Raw genomic sequence first — 15,986 nt, forward strand, 5'->3', positions numbered from 1 at the left:
ATTCACATACGCCCCGGTTTCCACACTAGACCCACTGTCGCGTCCATCAGGACGGTCGCCAGCGCATCGGCAATCTCGGCATTACTGCGCAGCGCATCTAAGGCAGGCGCAATTTGCAGCACAGTTTTACCGCCGGAAATTTCAACGATCAGGTCCAACGTGCCCTGCGCGTTCGGTGTCGCCCCCGCAAACCGCAAAAATTCGCTCCGGGCGCGCCGATCAACCTGGCGAGGGCTAACATCACGCAACGCATCATCAAGAGCGACGCGCGAAAGACTAGATAAATCAACCTCTGCCTCTTGCAACAGCCCCGGGGTCACAAAAACCGAAATCGCAGCGTCCTGCGCGATCACTGCAGGCAAGGTGGCCAGAAAGTCCAACCCGGCCTCAAAATCATCAAGCCGCATGTTTGCATCAATGCGCACACCACGCCCATCATCCGCACGCGCGGTCATTTGATGCAGGCGCAACGCTCCGGTTTCGGGCTGATAGCTCAGCATTGCGGCAATATCAAAAACGCCAATGCACGTCGAAAAAGCCTCGATGGTCACTTCAAAAGATCGGGCATTTTGTGGCGCTTGAACCAGTTGGTCCGTCCGAAATGCAGCTTCGATATCGTCATCGTCCAAAGACGCCGCCACCATGCACCAACCATCTGCACCGCTTTCGACAGTGGCTGCGGCGATTTGTTCGCCGAAATCACCTGCGAAGACCACGATGTCTTCCCATGTCTCAGCGCAGGCCGTTTGCGCATCCTGTGCGACAACATCCGTTGGGCAGAACGCCAGCGCGGCCATGGCAATGATATGTTTCATCTGTCCAACCCAACCAAAGCTGCAGCAAAATCATCGGGGTCAAAGGGCGCCAGATCATCAATCTGTTCCCCCACACCAATCGCATGGATCGGCAGACCAAACTTGTCGGCCAAGGCCACCAAAACCCCGCCCTTTGCCGTGCCGTCCAGCTTGGTCATCACGAGGCCCGACACATCGGCCAATTCCTGAAACACTTTCACCTGCTGCACAGCGTTCTGCCCTGTCGTTGCATCCAGGACCAACAGCGTATTATGCGGCGCATCGGGGTCTTTCTTACGGATCACACGTACGATCTTGGCCAGTTCTTCCATCAGATCCGCCCGGTTCTGAAGCCGCCCCGCCGTATCGATCATCAACAAATCGGCTCCATCCGCCTGCGCCTGAGTCATCGCATCAAATGCAAGGCTGGCCGGGTCTGACCCTTCTGGTGCCGTCAATACCGGTACGCCTGCGCGCTCACCCCAGACCTGTAGTTGTTCGACCGCAGCAGCGCGGAATGTGTCGCCTGCCGCGATCACAACCTTCTTGCCCGCCGCCCGGAACTGACTGGCCAGTTTACCAATTGTGGTGGTCTTGCCTGATCCGTTCACACCAACCACCAACACCACCTGCGGCGTCTTGGCATAAAGTGGCATAGGCCGCGCCACCGGGTCCATGATCCGGCTGACCTCTTGGGCCATCAACTCTTTGATTTCCGGCACCGAGAGTTTGCGGCCCAGCCGCCCTTCGGCCATGTTCGCCGTGACGCGCAGGGCAGTATCAACGCCCATGTCGGCGGTGATTAGCAATTCTTCCAACTGTTCCAGCATGTCGTCATCAAGCGTCCGCTTGACGACTGTTTTGGCTTCTGTTGCGCCGAAGAAGCGGCCCAAAAGGCTTTTCTTTTCGGGTTCGGGCGCTTGGTCATCCGTCAAAGGCGCGGTCAGATCGACATCAAACCGCATCGGCGCAGGTGGGGCCACGGCCACCACTTCAGGCACTGGTTCTGAGGCTTCATCAGCCGCCAGTCTTTCGTCAGGATCCGGTACATAAATCTCAGGCTCAGGCTCAGGCTCAGGCTCAGGCTCAGGCTCAGGCTCAGGCTCAGGCTCAGGCTCAGGCTCAGGCTCAGGCTCAGGCTCAGGCTCAGGCTCAGGCTCAGGCTCAGGCTCAGGAATTGGGTCCGCTACCGGCGGGGCCGTGGCAACCTCTTCTTCGACGATTTCTTCAGCCTCACCGCCATCTTGCACGATGGCGTCCAGCCCTTCGTCAATCTTGGACGAAGATTTGAACATCCGGTCTTTGAGCTTTTTGAAAAATGACATGCCATTCAACCATTTCTGCGTTGCATATCACCTAATGATGATCAGAAGATTTGGAAAGGCCGCATGCTATTTAACCGCCAACCTCATCCTTGAAATGCTGCATGACTAGCTTGATCGGGTTTGGCGCCGCCTGCCCCAAACCACAAATCGACGCATCCGCCATTGCCGTACAAAGGTCCTCCAGCAGGGGCTGATCCCACGTGTCCGCCTGCATCAATTTGACCGCTTTTTCACAGCCCACCCGGCATGGCGTGCATTGCCCACAGCTTTCGTCCTCAAAGAACCGTAACATGTTCAGTGCGGCATCACGGGCGCGGTCTTGATCCGACAGAACGACCACGGCGGCAGAGCCAATGAACGTACCCAGCGGCTGCAACGTGTCAAAATCAAGCGGTACATCGTTGATTGAGGCAGGCAACAACCCCGACGACGGGCCGCCCGGCTGGTAAGCCTTAAATACATGGCCATCCGCCATGCCACCCGCAGCCGCAATGATATCAGTGATCGTTGACCCAGCAGGCAAAAGATAAACACCGGGTTCTGCAACGCGGCCAGAAACGGAATAGGACCGCAGCCCAATCCGCCCGTTTTTTTGGGTATTGCTTAATACATCTGGCCCCTCACGGCACACCCGCGCGACCCAAAGCAGCGTTTCGACATTGTGCACCAGTGTCGGGCGATCAAAGATACCAACCTGTGCCACAAAAGGCGGACGGTGGCGCGGCAAACCACGTTTGCCTTCGATGCTTTCAATCATCGCGGATTCTTCGCCACAAATATACGCACCCGCGCCGCGCCGTAGATCGATATAGCCTTCGGCCACTAGACCTGCATCTTCCAACGCTTTGATCTCGCGCGCTAAAATCTCAAGCACTGCGGGGTATTCATCGCGCATGTAGATATAGCATGTTTCGGCCTCAACGGCCCATGCGGCGATCAACATGCCTTCCAGGAACAAATGCGGTGTGCGCTCTAGGTAGTAGCGGTCTTTGAATGTCCCCGGCTCGCCCTCATCCCCATTCACAGCCAGATAGCGCGGGCCGGTATTGCCGTGCACAAAGCCCCATTTCTTGCCAGAGGGGAAGCCAGCACCACCCAATCCGCGCAAACCAGAGGCCAGTACCTTGTCCTGTACTGCCTCCCAATCGCCGTGATCGCGCAGTGCTTTGAGTTCGGCATAACCGCCCGACGCGATATAGGCCGCGTAATCTTCGTAGTCCGGCACATGCGCATGGGTGTCACCTGCTGCAATCGCCGCCTCAACCTTATCTACACTCGCGTGATCAATATGGTTATGGCCCAGTTCCAACACCGGTGCTGTATCGCAACGCCCCATGCAGGGTGCGCGTAGAACCCGCACTTGGGAAGCGTCCAACCCGTCCTCCAACGCCGCTTTCAACTGCTGCGCACCCGCCAATTCGCATGACAGGGAATCACAAACGCGAATCGTCAGCGCAGGCGGCGCAGGTTCGCCTTCTTTCACCACATCGAAATGGGCGTAGAAGGTCGCGACCTCATACACCTCAGCCTGACTAAGGCGCATCTCTTCCGCCAAGGCACGCATATGAGGCGCGGATAGGCAGCCATGCGCATCCTGAATCAAATGCAAAAACTCAATCAGCAAATCGCGGCGACGCGGACGATCACCCAAAAGCCCCTGCACCTCCGCCCAGGCGGTATCGTCCAACTGCCGGCCCTTTGGGCGATGCCGCCCCTTGCCCTTGCCGGATTTCCAAACACCTTTGCGGTTGTCCAAAGCCATCGCACTTTCCTTTTTGATCTCTGCCAACATAGCCAGCGCATCCTGCGCAAACCACGCAAAAGCGACACCAGAGCGGACCAATACGCGCAGCATAACATTTTCCCCTGCACCTGCGGGAAACACATGCTAACAATGCGAAACATGACACCCCGGCTTTGGCATTTTGGATTTGCGACGCTGACACCTGCAGCATTGCTTGTGGCGGGTGCATTTTTGGGCGGTTTGTGGGTTTTGACCGCTGTGGTTTATCTGACTGCGATGACAAGCGCGCTCGACAGGCTGATCAAACCGAATACGACAGCCGCGCCGGATCAAAGCGATACATCTCTCTCAGTCATCATTGCCTTGGCACATTTCGCCTTGCTGCCCATCATTGTTTGGGCGCTCGTTGGCTCCGCATTGGGCACACTGGAAAAAGCAGGGCTTTTCTTTGCGGCCGGCCTGTGGTTCGGGCAAGTCAGCAATGCAAATGCACATGAGTTGATCCACCGCCAAAGCCGCGTGCTGCATCGCTTGGGCATGTGGTCCTATATCACTCTGCTCTTTGGTCATCACACCTCTGCGCACGTGCTTGTCCACCACCGGCACGTCGCGACACGGGCCGATCCCAATACATCGCGCCAAGGTGAAAGCCTTTATCGTTACATGGCGCGGGCGTGGATCGGATCATTCTGGCAAGGCTACATGGCCGAGCGCGCGCGGCTGGCCCGGATCGGGCGCCCTGCATGGCGCAATCCGTATGTCATGTATGTGGGCGGTGCCGCACTCTGCCTCAGCATGGCTGCTTTGCTGGGTAGCTGGCCGGCCACGTTGGCCTACGTCGGCCTGTGCGGATACGCCCAATCACAACTTTTGATGTCCGACTACGTGCAGCACTACGGCTTGCTGCGCGCCACGCGCGAAGACGGCAAGCCAGAACCTGTGGCCGCCAAACACAGCTGGAACAGCCCGCATTGGTTTTCCTCTGCCCTTATGCTGAACGCCACCCGCCATTCCGACCACCACGCCCATCCGGGGCGCCACTATCGCTCACTCACGCTACCAAAGGATGCCCCCATGCTCCCTCGTCCCCTGCCGCTGATGGCAAGTATCGCGCTGATCCCACCGTTATGGCGGCGCATTATGGACCCTCGTGTTGAGAGGTGGCGTAATGCGTAACTTACTGTTTTGTCTGATGCTCGCCACCCCCGCCGCCGCCCAGGATGCGATGACGGCAGAGGAATTCGATACATACGTCACAGGCCGTACGATCACATTCAGCACAGCCCTGAACCCCGCTTATGGGATTGAACGTTACCTGCCCGGACGCCGCGTGATGTGGTCTGCATTTGATGGGACCTGCCAATATGGGGTGTGGTATGAAAGCAAAGGTGACATCTGTTTTCGCTACGATGGGAACCCGGTCAGCCAGTGCTGGACCATCTATGACGACCCGAACGGGCTGCGCGGGGTTTTTACAAATGTGCCCAATACGACGGTCATCTTCGAAGTGCCCGATAGCGATGATGCACTGATCTGCAACGATCTGTCGTCCTAAGCACCCTTACTGACATCCAGACGGCCATCTGCAAATTCGATTTCCAGCGCCTTGGCCATCTCAGCAGCCTGCTTTGTCGTCACCACGGCCCCATCACCGCGCACAACCGCGTAGCCACGTTTGAGCGTTTCGACATAACCCAGTGTTTCGCGCAAACGGTCCAGCGCGTCGAGCCGTGACACCCGCTCTGCCTGCTGCCGGGTGGCCCGATCTGACAGACGGCGCAACACAGTTTCGAAGCACTCCGATTGTCGCGCCACCCTGTCGTGCAAAACCCCCACACGCAAACCACGGCTGGTTTGTTCAAGTGCTATGCGTCCATCCCGTGACCTGCGTTTTAACGCAGGCGCCAGCCGCGCGGTCAAACCATCCAACCGTCGCCGGTCTTCAGCCACGCGACGCGACAGGATGGCGGGACGCAGCGCCGCCTCGCTCATTTGCAACCGCTTTTTCGCCGCTGCACCGCGCAACGCCGCTGGCAACCGCTCGCCCAGATAGTCCAGCCGCTGGCGCGGCCCTTCGACCAACGCATCCACCTGCGGCAAGGCCCGTCCCAGATCACGAACCCGTTGCTGGCGCTGAGTTAACCCAGCGGTGAGCGCCCGGCTCAGCCGCGCGCCCTGTTGATCCGCCCAAGCCAGCAATTCCATCCGCACAGGCACGGCTAGTTCAGCCGCAGCCGTAGGGGTCGGCGCGCGCATGTCCGAAACGAAGTCGATCAATGTCGTGTCCGTTTCATGCCCTACGGCAGAGATCAACGGAATCTCAGAGGCTGCAGCCGCTCGCGCGACGACCTCTTCATTAAACCCCCAAAGATCCTCTAACGAGCCGCCGCCCCGCGCGACGATCAATAATTCCGGACGTGGCAAAGCGCCCCCCGGTGTCAGCCTGTTGAACCCTTCGATGGCCGCTGCCACCTCTGGTGCGCATTTGGCCCCCTGCACAGCGACTGGCCAGACTAGAACCTTGCGCGGAAACCGGTCGCGCAACCGGTGCAGAATATCGCGGATCACCGCCCCAGAAGGCGAGGTCACAACGCCGATAATCTCTGGCAGATATGGTAGCTCCTTCTTGCGCTCTGGCGCAAAAAGGCCTTCCGCCGCCAAAGCTGCCTTGCGCTTTTCCAGCATGGCCATCAAGGCACCCGCACCCGCAGGTGCGATATCTTCAATCACCATCTGATATTTGGATTGGCCGGGAAAAGTGGTCAGCTTGCCGGTCGCCACAACCTCCATCCCTTCTTCGGGCCGATGCGCCAGGCCCTGCGCGCGGCCTTTCCAGATCACGCCTGCCAGCACGGCCCGGTCGTCTTTCAGATCCATATAGATATGACCGGATCCAGGCCGGGAGACGCGCCCGATCTCGCCTTTCACACGAACGTGGGAAAAACCGCCTTCGATGGCCTTTTTGACCGCCCCCGATATTTCAGACACCGAAAACTCCGGCGTGTTATCCGCCAGGTCATCCTCAAACAGGTCATTCATGTCGCGTCCCTCTTGGTTTCCGCATGCAGTGGCAGCGAAGAAAACTTCCATTTCAAAAACAGCGTCGCGATAAACAACCCGATACCAAGCCCGGCGAACAACAGCGAGCTGAAGAGCAGCGACAGAATGATCGCAAGAAACCCGCTGATCAGGAACAGTACCCGCGACATGCGCACAGTTGCCAAATCAGGATCAGGCCAGAATTCCACACCTGCGCGTCCAAATTCTTCAGCATAATAGTCCAACGTCCGTAAATATGCCGGATCGTCTTGAAAGGGCGGTAAATCATCGGGGTGATGAATTGTGCGGCCCATGATGCGCGGGCAAAAATCATCAAAATATGCTTTCTTATCGCTGGCATGCACCCGCCAGACCAAATTGACGATAGGCGACGGTGCCAGTGTTTCGCCAGTGCTGCCAACCAAATACATAAAGCGTCGGTATTCCTCTATCAGGATGTAGCACACGTCAATCGAATGACCCGTTTCCTCTTCCAGCAGATCAATCAAAGACTGCGATAGGGGGCGCTCATGAAAGCTATAACCCTCAAGGCGATGCCAAAGCTGCCGGTCCTTTTTGATTGGTCTCATTTTCGCTGTTCGCTTACCGTCTTCTATCCCGCCGCAACAGTAGTCTGATGCAAGCGATTGGCCAAGCGTCGTGCTGCGAAAATATACACAGCACAGCCCACTTGTGGTCGCGTGATCTGCACCGTAGAACCGGACGCGCAGCGCAATGGCAGAGGCAGATATGAACATTCTCATTTTGGGCAGCGGCGGGCGTGAGCATAGCCTTGCATGGGCCGTCAAACAGAACCCCAAATGTGACCGTCTGATTGTCGCCCCCGGAAATGCCGGTATTACGGCAATTGCCGAATGCGCCGATATCAACATTCTCGACGGTGGCGCAGTTGCGACCTTCGCCGAGGAAAACGCCATTGATTTCATCATCATCGGACCAGAGGCACCTTTGGCAGCAGGTGTTGCTGATCGGCTGCGCAAAGCCGGGCTGCTGGTCTTTGGTCCCAGCGAGGAAGCGGCCCAGCTGGAAGCCTCAAAATCCTTCACCAAAGCGATCTGCGACGCCGCAAATGCCCCCACCGCCGCTTATGCCCATTTCACGGATGCCGACGCTGCCCGCTCCTATATCCGTGCCCAAGGCGCGCCCATCGTTGTGAAGGCTGATGGCCTTGCCGCTGGCAAAGGGGTTATCGTCGCGATGACCGAGGCTGAAGCACTAGCTGCCATTGATGATATGTTCGACGGCAGCTTTGGTGATGCCGGGGCCGAGGTCGTAATCGAAGAGTTCATGGATGGCGAAGAAGCATCCTTCTTTGTGCTGTGCGACGGCAAAACCATCCTTCCTGTTGGCACCGCCCAAGACCACAAACGCGCCTATGACGGCGACACCGGGCCGAACACAGGCGGCATGGGCGCTTATTCTCCTGCCCCGGTGATGACTGATGAGATCACCCGGAAAGCGCTGGATGAAATCATCACACCCACCATGAATGAGATGCGCAAACGCGGCACGCCGTTTCAGGGGGTGCTGTTTTGCGGGCTGATGATCCAGAACGGGCAGCCGCGATTGGTGGAATACAACGTGCGTTTCGGCGATCCCGAATGCCAATGCCTGATGATGCGTCTGGGCGGTCAGATCCTTGATCTGCTACAGGCTTGCGCCGAAGGACGGCTGGATCAGGTTCAGGCTAATTGGTCCAATGATCACGCGCTGACCATCGTGATGGCAGCCAATGGCTATCCCGGCAGCTACGCCAAAGGCACAGTGATCAAAGGGCTGGACAGCCAGCCCGAGGACAGTTTTCACATGGTCTTTCACGCAGGCACCGCCGCGGTTGACGGGCAAATCACGGCCAATGGCGGCCGGGTTCTGAACATCACCGCACGCGGCAACAGTTTGGCCGAAGCGCATGAAAAAGCCTATGCCATGGCGCAGGGCATCGACTGGGACGACGGGTTCTACCGGTCTGACATTGGCTGGCGGGCGCTTTAACTGATCTGCCGCAGTAACGCGACAAGTTGGTCTGACAACGCATCATCGCGCACAATAGACCCATGGCAGGGCACAAGCATGTTTGGTGATTGCTGCGTCAAAAATCTCTGTACCCAAGTCGTGTACACGGACGCATTGCCGACCCCATAGCGTGGAAACGTCTTAAGCAATTCAGGCGCACCCGCACCGGCAAACGCATCCACAACGATCAGAGCCGCACCCACAGCAATCCACACCTCGCCCGTTTTCAGGCCTTCAGGGAAAACCAGACGTGCGGGCTCTGGAAGCTCCAGACCCACCGTCTGCAACGGATCAAACGTCAGGCCTGTTACTTTCTTCAGCCGTGCGCATACATCTGCGGGCGCAACCAATGCGGCCTGCGGAAACGCTGCGTGGTACTGCGCAAGTCCTTTATTGTGATACTGATTGGGGGCCGGCAACACTTCAACCGAACCCAAGTGATCCAGACTATTCCGTGCTGTCTGCCCCAAACCCAAAACCGGACTATACAAACATAAGCCGCCCGAATTCAGACGTATGGCGACACAGCGTAGTTTGCCGTTCGACGTCGAATAGACGCCGTCCAGCCCGGCAATTTGTTCAAACGCTGGCAGGTCAGGCATGACGCGGTCCCCATTGTTCCAATGAGTGTTGCAACAGGCGGACCAAAGGGCGACCGGCGTCATGTGCGCCGCAAGCCCGGTTCATCGTGTGAACACCCATCGTGGCCGTGACCAAGCCACGCGCAACATCCGCGGCATCAACCGGCGGCTTGTCAGATCGCGCGAGCGCCATTTCAAAACATGCAGCAAGTTCGGTCCAATACGCATCCGCGGCCTTTTTCAACGCAGGGCTTTTGATCTCGGCGTTCTCGACTCCGGTATTGACCATCAAACAGCCCCAGGCGCTCGAATTGATACTGCCCTTGGTCACAAGGCCTTCAAGGAACGCATAGATCATTTCCAAACCGCCCTGTCGCATGGGTGCCAGAACAGTCTTACGCGCCGCTTGGTGATAATATGTCAGCGCAGCAAGATAGAGCCCTTCTTTCCCGCCGAACTTCGCACGTATTGCGAATTTGTTCAGGCCTGTCTGCTGTTCCAGCGCGCGCACGCCCAGCGCACCATAGCCGTGTTCCCAAAAGGCGCGGCAAGCGCAGGCGATCGCTTCATCATGGTCATAGGACTTTGGGCGTGGCATCGTATCCTCGAATCAATACATATGTATTGAAATATAGTGAGCGAGGCTGATGATCAAGAAAACAACAAAGCCGCACCTTTTCACAGGTGCGGCTCAATCAAACTGAAATGGTGGTTACGTCTTAAGCGGCGCGACTTACCAGAACCGAGTCAATCTCAGCGGCAGCGGCGTTTTCATCATTGCCTGCAACGGCAGCAATCTCGCGTGTAAGGCGCTCAAGCGCGGCTTCATAAAGCTGACGCTCTGAATAGCTCTGCTCGCGCTGGTCATCCTGGCGATGCAGGTCGCGCACGACCTCTGCAATCGCAATCAGATCGCCAGAGTTGATCTTTTGCTCGTACTCTTGCGCACGGCGCGACCACATGGCTTTTTTCACCTTGGCTTTTCCGCGCAGTGTTTTCATCGCATGACTAACCACATCAGGCGTCGCCAAGGCGCGCATGCCCACGTCGGTGGCCTTGTCGGTTGGCACCCGCAGGGTCATCTTGTCTTTTTCGAAAGAGATGACGAACATCTCCAATTCAAACCCGGCAACCTCTTGTGTTTCAATCGAAACAATTTTGCCTACGCCATGCGCAGGATAAACAACAAATTCGTTGGGGCTGAAATCATACTTTTTCTTGCTCATGATCGTCCTTCCATGGCGATACAGACTGATAAGCGACAAAAAAACCGCCGGGGGCAATCCGCCTCCGCCGGGTCTGTCGGTCACGAAACTTGGTTAACTCGTTCGCAGCATTATTTCCATTATATCACAAATATGACACTTCTGAAAGCGCTGCATCGCAGCACCACGAAGTCCAACGAATTAAGGGGTCTGATGGGTCTGAAATGCCCGAATCAGCCGCCTTCGCCAGCCGCTTCGGAAAACAGCTCGATTTTGCCTTCTTTGCCGTCCATATCATCGGCGGTCGGCAACGGGTCTTTCTTGGTAATGATCACCGGCCACATCTCGGAATACTTGCGATTGAATTCAACCCATTTTTCCATATCAGGTTCCGTGTCGGGGCGGATGGCGTCCGCCGGGCATTCGGGTTCACACACACCACAATCAATACATTCGTCAGGGTGGATCACCAGCATGTTTTCGCCCTCATAAAAGCAGTCCACAGGGCAGACTTCGACGCAGTCGGTGTATTTGCAGGCGATGCAGTTGTCATTGACGATATATGTCATGAGGCTCGGGTTCCGCTTATCTAACGATGCCTAGCTAGAATAGACGGTCAAAGCATTCAAGGTCCAACCGACGCGGTGACGCAGGGAACCTGCGAAAACGTGAAATGCGCCGTGCAATTCCGACATTGACTCGCTGTAATATTTGATATAACTAGAAATATAGAATTAAAAAGGCAAACTGAAATGGATATCGTCACAGCAACCCAAGGGTTTTCCGCAATAGGATCCGAACCGCGGATGGAGGTCCTTCAAACGCTGGTCAAAGCTGGGGAAAACGGGCTGCTTGTTGGTGACATCCAGCAGCGCACTGGCATCCCCGCGTCGACTTTGGCCCATCACCTTAAGTTTCTGGCCAGTGCCGGTTTGGTACGGGCCGACAAAAAGGGACGTACGATCACCAACCGCGCAAATTTCGACCATCTGAAAGACCTCGCCGCCTTCATTCTTGAAGAATGCTGCGCTGATGTGGAGACAACAAATGACTGACGCAACCCGCGCTGCCCCATCATTCAGCGAGCGCGCCCGGTCGTTGCTTGCCACACCCTGGACCATCACATTTCTGATCCCGGTAGTCGTTGCCTTGCTCGATACACCCAATTTCGGGACGATCATTACTTTTGCAATCAACGCGCTGATCGGCACGCTGCCCTACATCGCCTTCGCAGTCTTCTTGATCGCAGGGCTCAAGGCCGCAGGTGCAGAAGCGATGATCGCCAAGGCCTTTCAAGGCCGCGAAAACCGGATGATTGTGCTCGCAGCCCTCTTTGGCGGCCTTGCCCCCTTCTGTTCCTGCGAGGTTATCCCCTTCATCGCGGGTCTGCTTGCCCTTGGTGCACCACTTGCAGCAGTCATGGCGTTTTGGCTGTCGTCACCACTGATCGATCCACCAACACTGCTGATCACGGCTGCAGCACTCGGTTGGCCCTTCGCCATCGGCAAGGCAGTGGCAGCAGTCGCACTTGGATTGGCAGGCGGGTTCGCGATCAAAGCAATGACCCGTGCGGGTCTTTTTACCGATCCCCTCAAACCCCAACGGGCCAAAGGCTGCGGCTGCGGGCCAAACCCGTTTGACGGCAAACCGGTCTGGACCTTCTGGAACGAACCTGCGCGCCGGACCGTATTCGGGCAGGAATTCGTGCAGAACGCGGCCTTCCTGATCAAATGGCTCGCTCTTGCCTATGCGCTTGAATCACTGCTGGTCACATATGTCCCCGCAGAACTGATCGCAGGGATTGTCGGCGGCGAAGGTATCCTGCCCATCGGCATCGCAGCCCTCGTCGGCATGCCCGCTTACCTGAACGGCTACGTAGCTCCACCTTTACTAGCGGGGCTAATCACACAAGGGATGAGCAACGGGGCTGCCATGGCCTTTATGATTGCAGGGTCCGTCAGTTCAATTCCCGCAATGGCCGCCGTGTGGTCATTGGTCAAAGGACGGGTCTTTGCGGCCTATATCGGGCTGGGCGTGTTCGGTGCTATCCTGTCGGGCGTTGCTTTCGGGGCGCTAGTCTAACCCCATATCTCGGCGGTCTTTCTTTGTTGGGCGTCCGCCCTTCTCATATCGGGGGTTCGCACCCTTCGCCGCTACGTGGCGTTCTTTGGGCGCGGGTGTCAGATCTTCATACAGCGCCTGTGCCTCGGGCGCGGGCCCGCGCCGTTCGCCGCAAGCCAAAATGCGCACAACTTTGGTGTCATCGGCCTGCACAAAGGTCAGCACATTGCCCGGTCCAACAGCACGAGCCGGTTTGCTGACAGGCTGGCTGTCTACACGCACCTTGCCCCCTGTCACAACGCCCGCAGCCAAGCTGCGCGATTTGAAAAACCGCGCATGCCAGAGCCATTTGTCCAGCCGGATCGTCGGACGGGGGTCGGTCACTCCTTCTTGAAGCCAGCCAATGCGGCGGCAAAGGGGTTATCCGGATCAATCTGCTTTTCACGCTTGGGCTTGGCCTGATAAGACTGCGGCTTGTTACCGCCGCCTTGCGGCTTGCCTTTGCCTTTTGGCTTGCCCTTGCCGCGTGGACGGCTGTCTCCTTGCGGGCGGGCCTGGCGTTGCGCGCGACCACCCCATGTGAAGGTGTAGAACACCTCCTTTTCGACCTCTTCCGCGGCATCAGACGCAGGAGGGGTGTCAGCGGGCATATCGGCCGGTATCTCTTGCGGGGCATTGGCGGGCGTTTCCAGAGGTGGATCAACAGGTGTTTCCTGCGGCGCGTCGGCAGGCGTTTCATCTGGTGGCGTCCCGGGCACTTCTGTAGGCGGCGCGTCGGGTGTTTCCGGCGGCTTGCCTGCCTTGATCTTCTCGCGCTCACCCTTCTCGGCTTTATAGCCCAGCCCACCCATCAGGTCGGCAAACTGTTCCAGCGTCATACCTGTGATTGAAAGCATATCGGGGTTGGCTTCGAACCCACCCCGGCTGTCCTGATCACGCAGCATGTCGGCAAGGCGTTCCAACATATCAATGCGGATCGCACGCTCGCCAGCTGCGCGATACCCTGCCATTGCGTAATAGCCCGGCGTCGCATCTTTCGATGACGGGACGGTAACCAAACCGGGTGGCGGGCTTTCGGGAAACTCACTCAACCCTTTGGACAACGACCAGAGTACCAACCGCAGGCGTGTCGGCGCAGGTTTCAGCAAAAGCGGCATAAAGATCGTGAACTGCCCAAAGCGCAAGCCATGTTTGCGCAACGCACCGCGGGCGTCCTGATCAAGCGCTTTCACTTCATCAGCCACTTCACCACGCGGGATGATGCCAAAACCTTCAGCCATCCGAAAGGCAAAGCCTTTGGCCGTGCCTGTCAGGGTTTCATCATTTTTCAGCGCCAAGAGCGGCTCAAACCCGGCCGCGACTTTGCGGTCGATGAAATGCTGCAACCGGCGCTGCACTTTGGCGGCAACATCGGCACCTGCTTCATCATCGACAAAAGCCTCGATCCCCGGTTTCAAAGGATCATCGCCTTTGACCAGCTTGCCCACAGCCTGATCGCCCCACATCAGGCCACCTTGTTCTGTGAAATCAATTTCGGGGTCCGGTGCGTTGTAGAACCGATCCGCCAGCAAATGAAATTGCGGCACCAACGCCTGCACCGAAGCTTGGCGCAGCGTCTTGGCCTCATCAGGGCTGCCCGCCTTATCCATACGGAAGCGGAACCCCTCTAACCGTCCGACGAATTCGCCCTCGACGGTTACTTCACCTTTTTCATTCACGTCAGCCAAAAGGCTCTCCTTCTGTTTGAGCCGGCGAAGCAAAATGCTGGTCCGCCGGTCCACGAATCTTTGTGTCAATGCGCCGTGCAGCGCATCTGATAGTCGGTCTTCTACAGCGCGCGTCTCATCCCGCCAATGGGATTCGTCATGCAACCAACCGTTGCGTTGTGCCACATAAGTCCACGTGCGGATATAGGCCAACCGTTTGGATAGCGTATCAATGTCGCCGTCCGTGCGGTCAATGCGCCGGACCTGCAGACCAAACCAATTGGCGGACACATGCCCAAGCTGGTGCAGGTCGTTGTAAATATGCGTCAACAGCCCCGCATGTTCGCCTTTACTGATACCACGGAAATCAGGGATGCGGCAGACATCCCACAACAGCTTGATCGATGGGCCATCCGTGGCGCGCGCTGCGACCTCATCATCCATCGCCAGTGCCTTGAGTGCTGCAAGGTCATCGCTTTCGCGCACACGGGTCAGCCAGAAATCGTCGGTGCGTTCTTCTAGCGTGGCAATCAGGCGTTTAACCGACCCGAACTGCAACCGGCTGTTGCGCCATTGCAGTTTCTTGACCGGCTGAAACCTGTGATCGCAAATGGCCTGCGCGACACCTTCATCCAAAGGAGGCGCTTCGCCCGTGACACCAAAAGTTCCGTTCTCGATATGCCGTCCGGCGCGCCCGGCAATCTGCGCCAGTTCCTCTGGCTGCAAATGCCGCATCCGGCGGCCATCAAATTTGGTCAGCGACGAAAAAGCGACATGGCTGATATCCAAATTCAACCCCATTCCGATGGCATCTGTGGCCACCAGATAATCGACGTCGCCGTTTTGATACATCGCGACCTGCGCATTGCGGGTGCGGGGTGACAGCGCACCCATGACAACCGCTGCACCCCCTTTGGTGCGACGTAGAAGTTCTGCAATGGCATAGACGTTTTCAACCGAAAACCCCACAATTGCAGCTCTGCTGGGCATACGGCTTATCTTTTTCGAACCTGAGTAGGTCAGCTGCGACATCCGCTCGCGGCGCATGAAATTCACGTCTGGTACCATCGCCGAGATCGCGTCGCGCATCGTTTCCGCACCCAGAAACAGCGTCTCATGCAAGCCACGGGCATTCAGCAGGCGGTCGGTAAACACATGCCCCCGTTCCGGATCACCGCATAGTTGGATCTCATCAACGGCTAGAAAATCGCATCCCATCCCTTCTGGCATGGCCTCAACCGTGCAGACCCAATAGGCCGCACGCGGCGGCACGATCCGTTCTTCGCCCGTTACCAAGGCCACAACCCCCGGACCGCGCACGGCAACAATTCGGTCATAGACCTCACGCGCCAGCAGACGCAGCGGCAGGCCGATCACGCCAGTGCGATACGACAGCATCCGTTCAATCGCATAATGCGTTTTGCCAGTATTTGTCGGCCCAAGCACGGCCGTGATCCGGGAACCCGTCATGATTTTCCCCGAAACGTCGAGGGGCTG

General features: G+C 57.4%; 16 protein-coding genes. 5 read left to right on the top strand and 11 right to left on the bottom strand.

Features of this window, described 5'->3' with window-relative positions; all coding sequences use genetic code 11:
• Positions 1-2: 2 nt before the first annotated feature.
• The 3 genes from BC777_RS06170 to BC777_RS06180 form a co-directional block, all read right to left on the bottom strand.
• Complete coding sequence (locus BC777_RS06170) at positions 3-815, bottom strand: hypothetical protein (protein ID WP_100367228.1); 813 nt, start codon at positions 813-815, stop codon at positions 3-5.
• The gene (ftsY, locus tag BC777_RS06175; RefSeq protein WP_100367229.1) at positions 812-2,119 is read right to left on the bottom strand and encodes a signal recognition particle-docking protein FtsY; all 1,308 of its coding nucleotides are present in this window, start codon (positions 2,117-2,119) and stop codon (positions 812-814) included. The genes BC777_RS06170 and ftsY overlap by 4 nt, the downstream gene beginning before the upstream one ends.
• Before the next feature lie 70 nt (positions 2,120-2,189).
• Entirely contained in the window at positions 2,190-3,881 is a 1,692-nt protein-coding gene (locus BC777_RS06180) for an NAD(P)H-dependent oxidoreductase subunit E (protein WP_100368027.1), read from the bottom strand.
• A gap of 141 nt (positions 3,882-4,022) precedes the next feature.
• Between BC777_RS06180 and BC777_RS06185 the strand changes: the two genes are divergently transcribed.
• Both BC777_RS06185 and BC777_RS06190 read left to right on the top strand, forming a co-directional pair.
• Positions 4,023-5,039 (top strand): alkane 1-monooxygenase, encoded by a 1,017-nt coding sequence (locus tag BC777_RS06185; protein WP_100367230.1) that lies wholly within the window; start codon positions 4,023-4,025, stop codon positions 5,037-5,039.
• Positions 5,032-5,418 (top strand): hypothetical protein, encoded by a 387-nt coding sequence (locus tag BC777_RS06190; RefSeq protein WP_100367231.1) that lies wholly within the window; start codon positions 5,032-5,034, stop codon positions 5,416-5,418. The genes BC777_RS06185 and BC777_RS06190 overlap by 8 nt, the downstream gene beginning before the upstream one ends.
• Here the strand turns inward: BC777_RS06190 and xseA are convergent.
• Positions 5,415-6,902, bottom strand: coding sequence for an exodeoxyribonuclease VII large subunit (gene xseA, locus BC777_RS06195; RefSeq protein WP_100367232.1), 1,488 nt, complete (start codon positions 6,900-6,902; stop codon positions 5,415-5,417). The genes BC777_RS06190 and xseA overlap by 4 nt on opposite strands.
• The gene (locus BC777_RS06200) at positions 6,899-7,492 is read right to left on the bottom strand and encodes a glycine-rich domain-containing protein (protein ID WP_100367233.1); all 594 of its coding nucleotides are present in this window, start codon (positions 7,490-7,492) and stop codon (positions 6,899-6,901) included. Before BC777_RS06200 ends, xseA begins: the two co-directional genes overlap by 4 nt.
• Before the next feature lie 160 nt (positions 7,493-7,652).
• Between BC777_RS06200 and purD the strand changes: the two genes are divergently transcribed.
• Positions 7,653-8,915, top strand: a complete 1,263-nt coding sequence (gene purD, locus BC777_RS06205) for a phosphoribosylamine--glycine ligase (RefSeq protein ID WP_100368028.1) — start codon at positions 7,653-7,655, stop codon at positions 8,913-8,915.
• On the opposite strand, the gene BC777_RS06210 is transcribed toward purD, so the two are convergent.
• From BC777_RS06210 to fdxA, 4 genes are all read right to left on the bottom strand, one after another.
• The gene (locus BC777_RS06210) at positions 8,912-9,538 is read right to left on the bottom strand and encodes a hypothetical protein (RefSeq protein WP_100367234.1); all 627 of its coding nucleotides are present in this window, start codon (positions 9,536-9,538) and stop codon (positions 8,912-8,914) included. The two genes, purD and BC777_RS06210, sit on opposite strands and share 4 nt — an antisense overlap.
• A complete protein-coding gene (locus BC777_RS06215; protein ID WP_100367235.1) occupies positions 9,531-10,115 on the bottom strand; it encodes a TetR/AcrR family transcriptional regulator in 585 nt (194 codons plus the stop codon). Before BC777_RS06215 ends, BC777_RS06210 begins: the two co-directional genes overlap by 8 nt.
• Positions 10,116-10,236: 121 nt before the next feature.
• Positions 10,237-10,743 (bottom strand): CarD family transcriptional regulator, encoded by a 507-nt coding sequence (locus BC777_RS06220; protein WP_100367236.1) that lies wholly within the window; start codon positions 10,741-10,743, stop codon positions 10,237-10,239.
• Between the two features lie 212 nt (positions 10,744-10,955).
• Positions 10,956-11,291, bottom strand: coding sequence for a ferredoxin FdxA (fdxA, locus tag BC777_RS06225; protein WP_100367237.1), 336 nt, complete (start codon positions 11,289-11,291; stop codon positions 10,956-10,958).
• Between the two features lie 183 nt (positions 11,292-11,474).
• Here fdxA and BC777_RS06230 point away from each other — a divergent pair, with 183 nt between their 5' ends.
• Together BC777_RS06230 and BC777_RS06235 are read left to right on the top strand one after the other, a co-directional pair.
• On the top strand, positions 11,475-11,777 hold the full coding sequence (locus BC777_RS06230; RefSeq protein ID WP_100367238.1) for an ArsR/SmtB family transcription factor: 303 nt from the start codon (positions 11,475-11,477) through the stop codon (positions 11,775-11,777).
• Entirely contained in the window at positions 11,770-12,804 is a 1,035-nt protein-coding gene (locus tag BC777_RS06235) for a permease (RefSeq protein ID WP_100367239.1), read from the top strand. Before BC777_RS06230 ends, BC777_RS06235 begins: the two co-directional genes overlap by 8 nt.
• On the opposite strand, the gene BC777_RS06240 is transcribed toward BC777_RS06235, so the two are convergent.
• Positions 12,796-13,167, bottom strand: a complete 372-nt coding sequence (locus BC777_RS06240; RefSeq protein ID WP_100367240.1) for an Hsp15 family ribosome-associated heat shock protein — start codon at positions 13,165-13,167, stop codon at positions 12,796-12,798. The two genes, BC777_RS06235 and BC777_RS06240, sit on opposite strands and share 9 nt — an antisense overlap.
• Positions 13,164-15,959: a helicase-related protein gene (locus BC777_RS06245; RefSeq protein WP_100367241.1), complete on the bottom strand. Its 2,796-nt coding sequence runs from the start codon at positions 15,957-15,959 to the stop codon at positions 13,164-13,166. Before BC777_RS06245 ends, BC777_RS06240 begins: the two co-directional genes overlap by 4 nt.
• Positions 15,960-15,986: the final 27 nt, after the last annotated feature.

It is taken from the genome of Yoonia maricola, assembly GCF_002797915.1.
Classification (GTDB): domain Bacteria; phylum Pseudomonadota; class Alphaproteobacteria; order Rhodobacterales; family Rhodobacteraceae; genus Yoonia; species Yoonia maricola.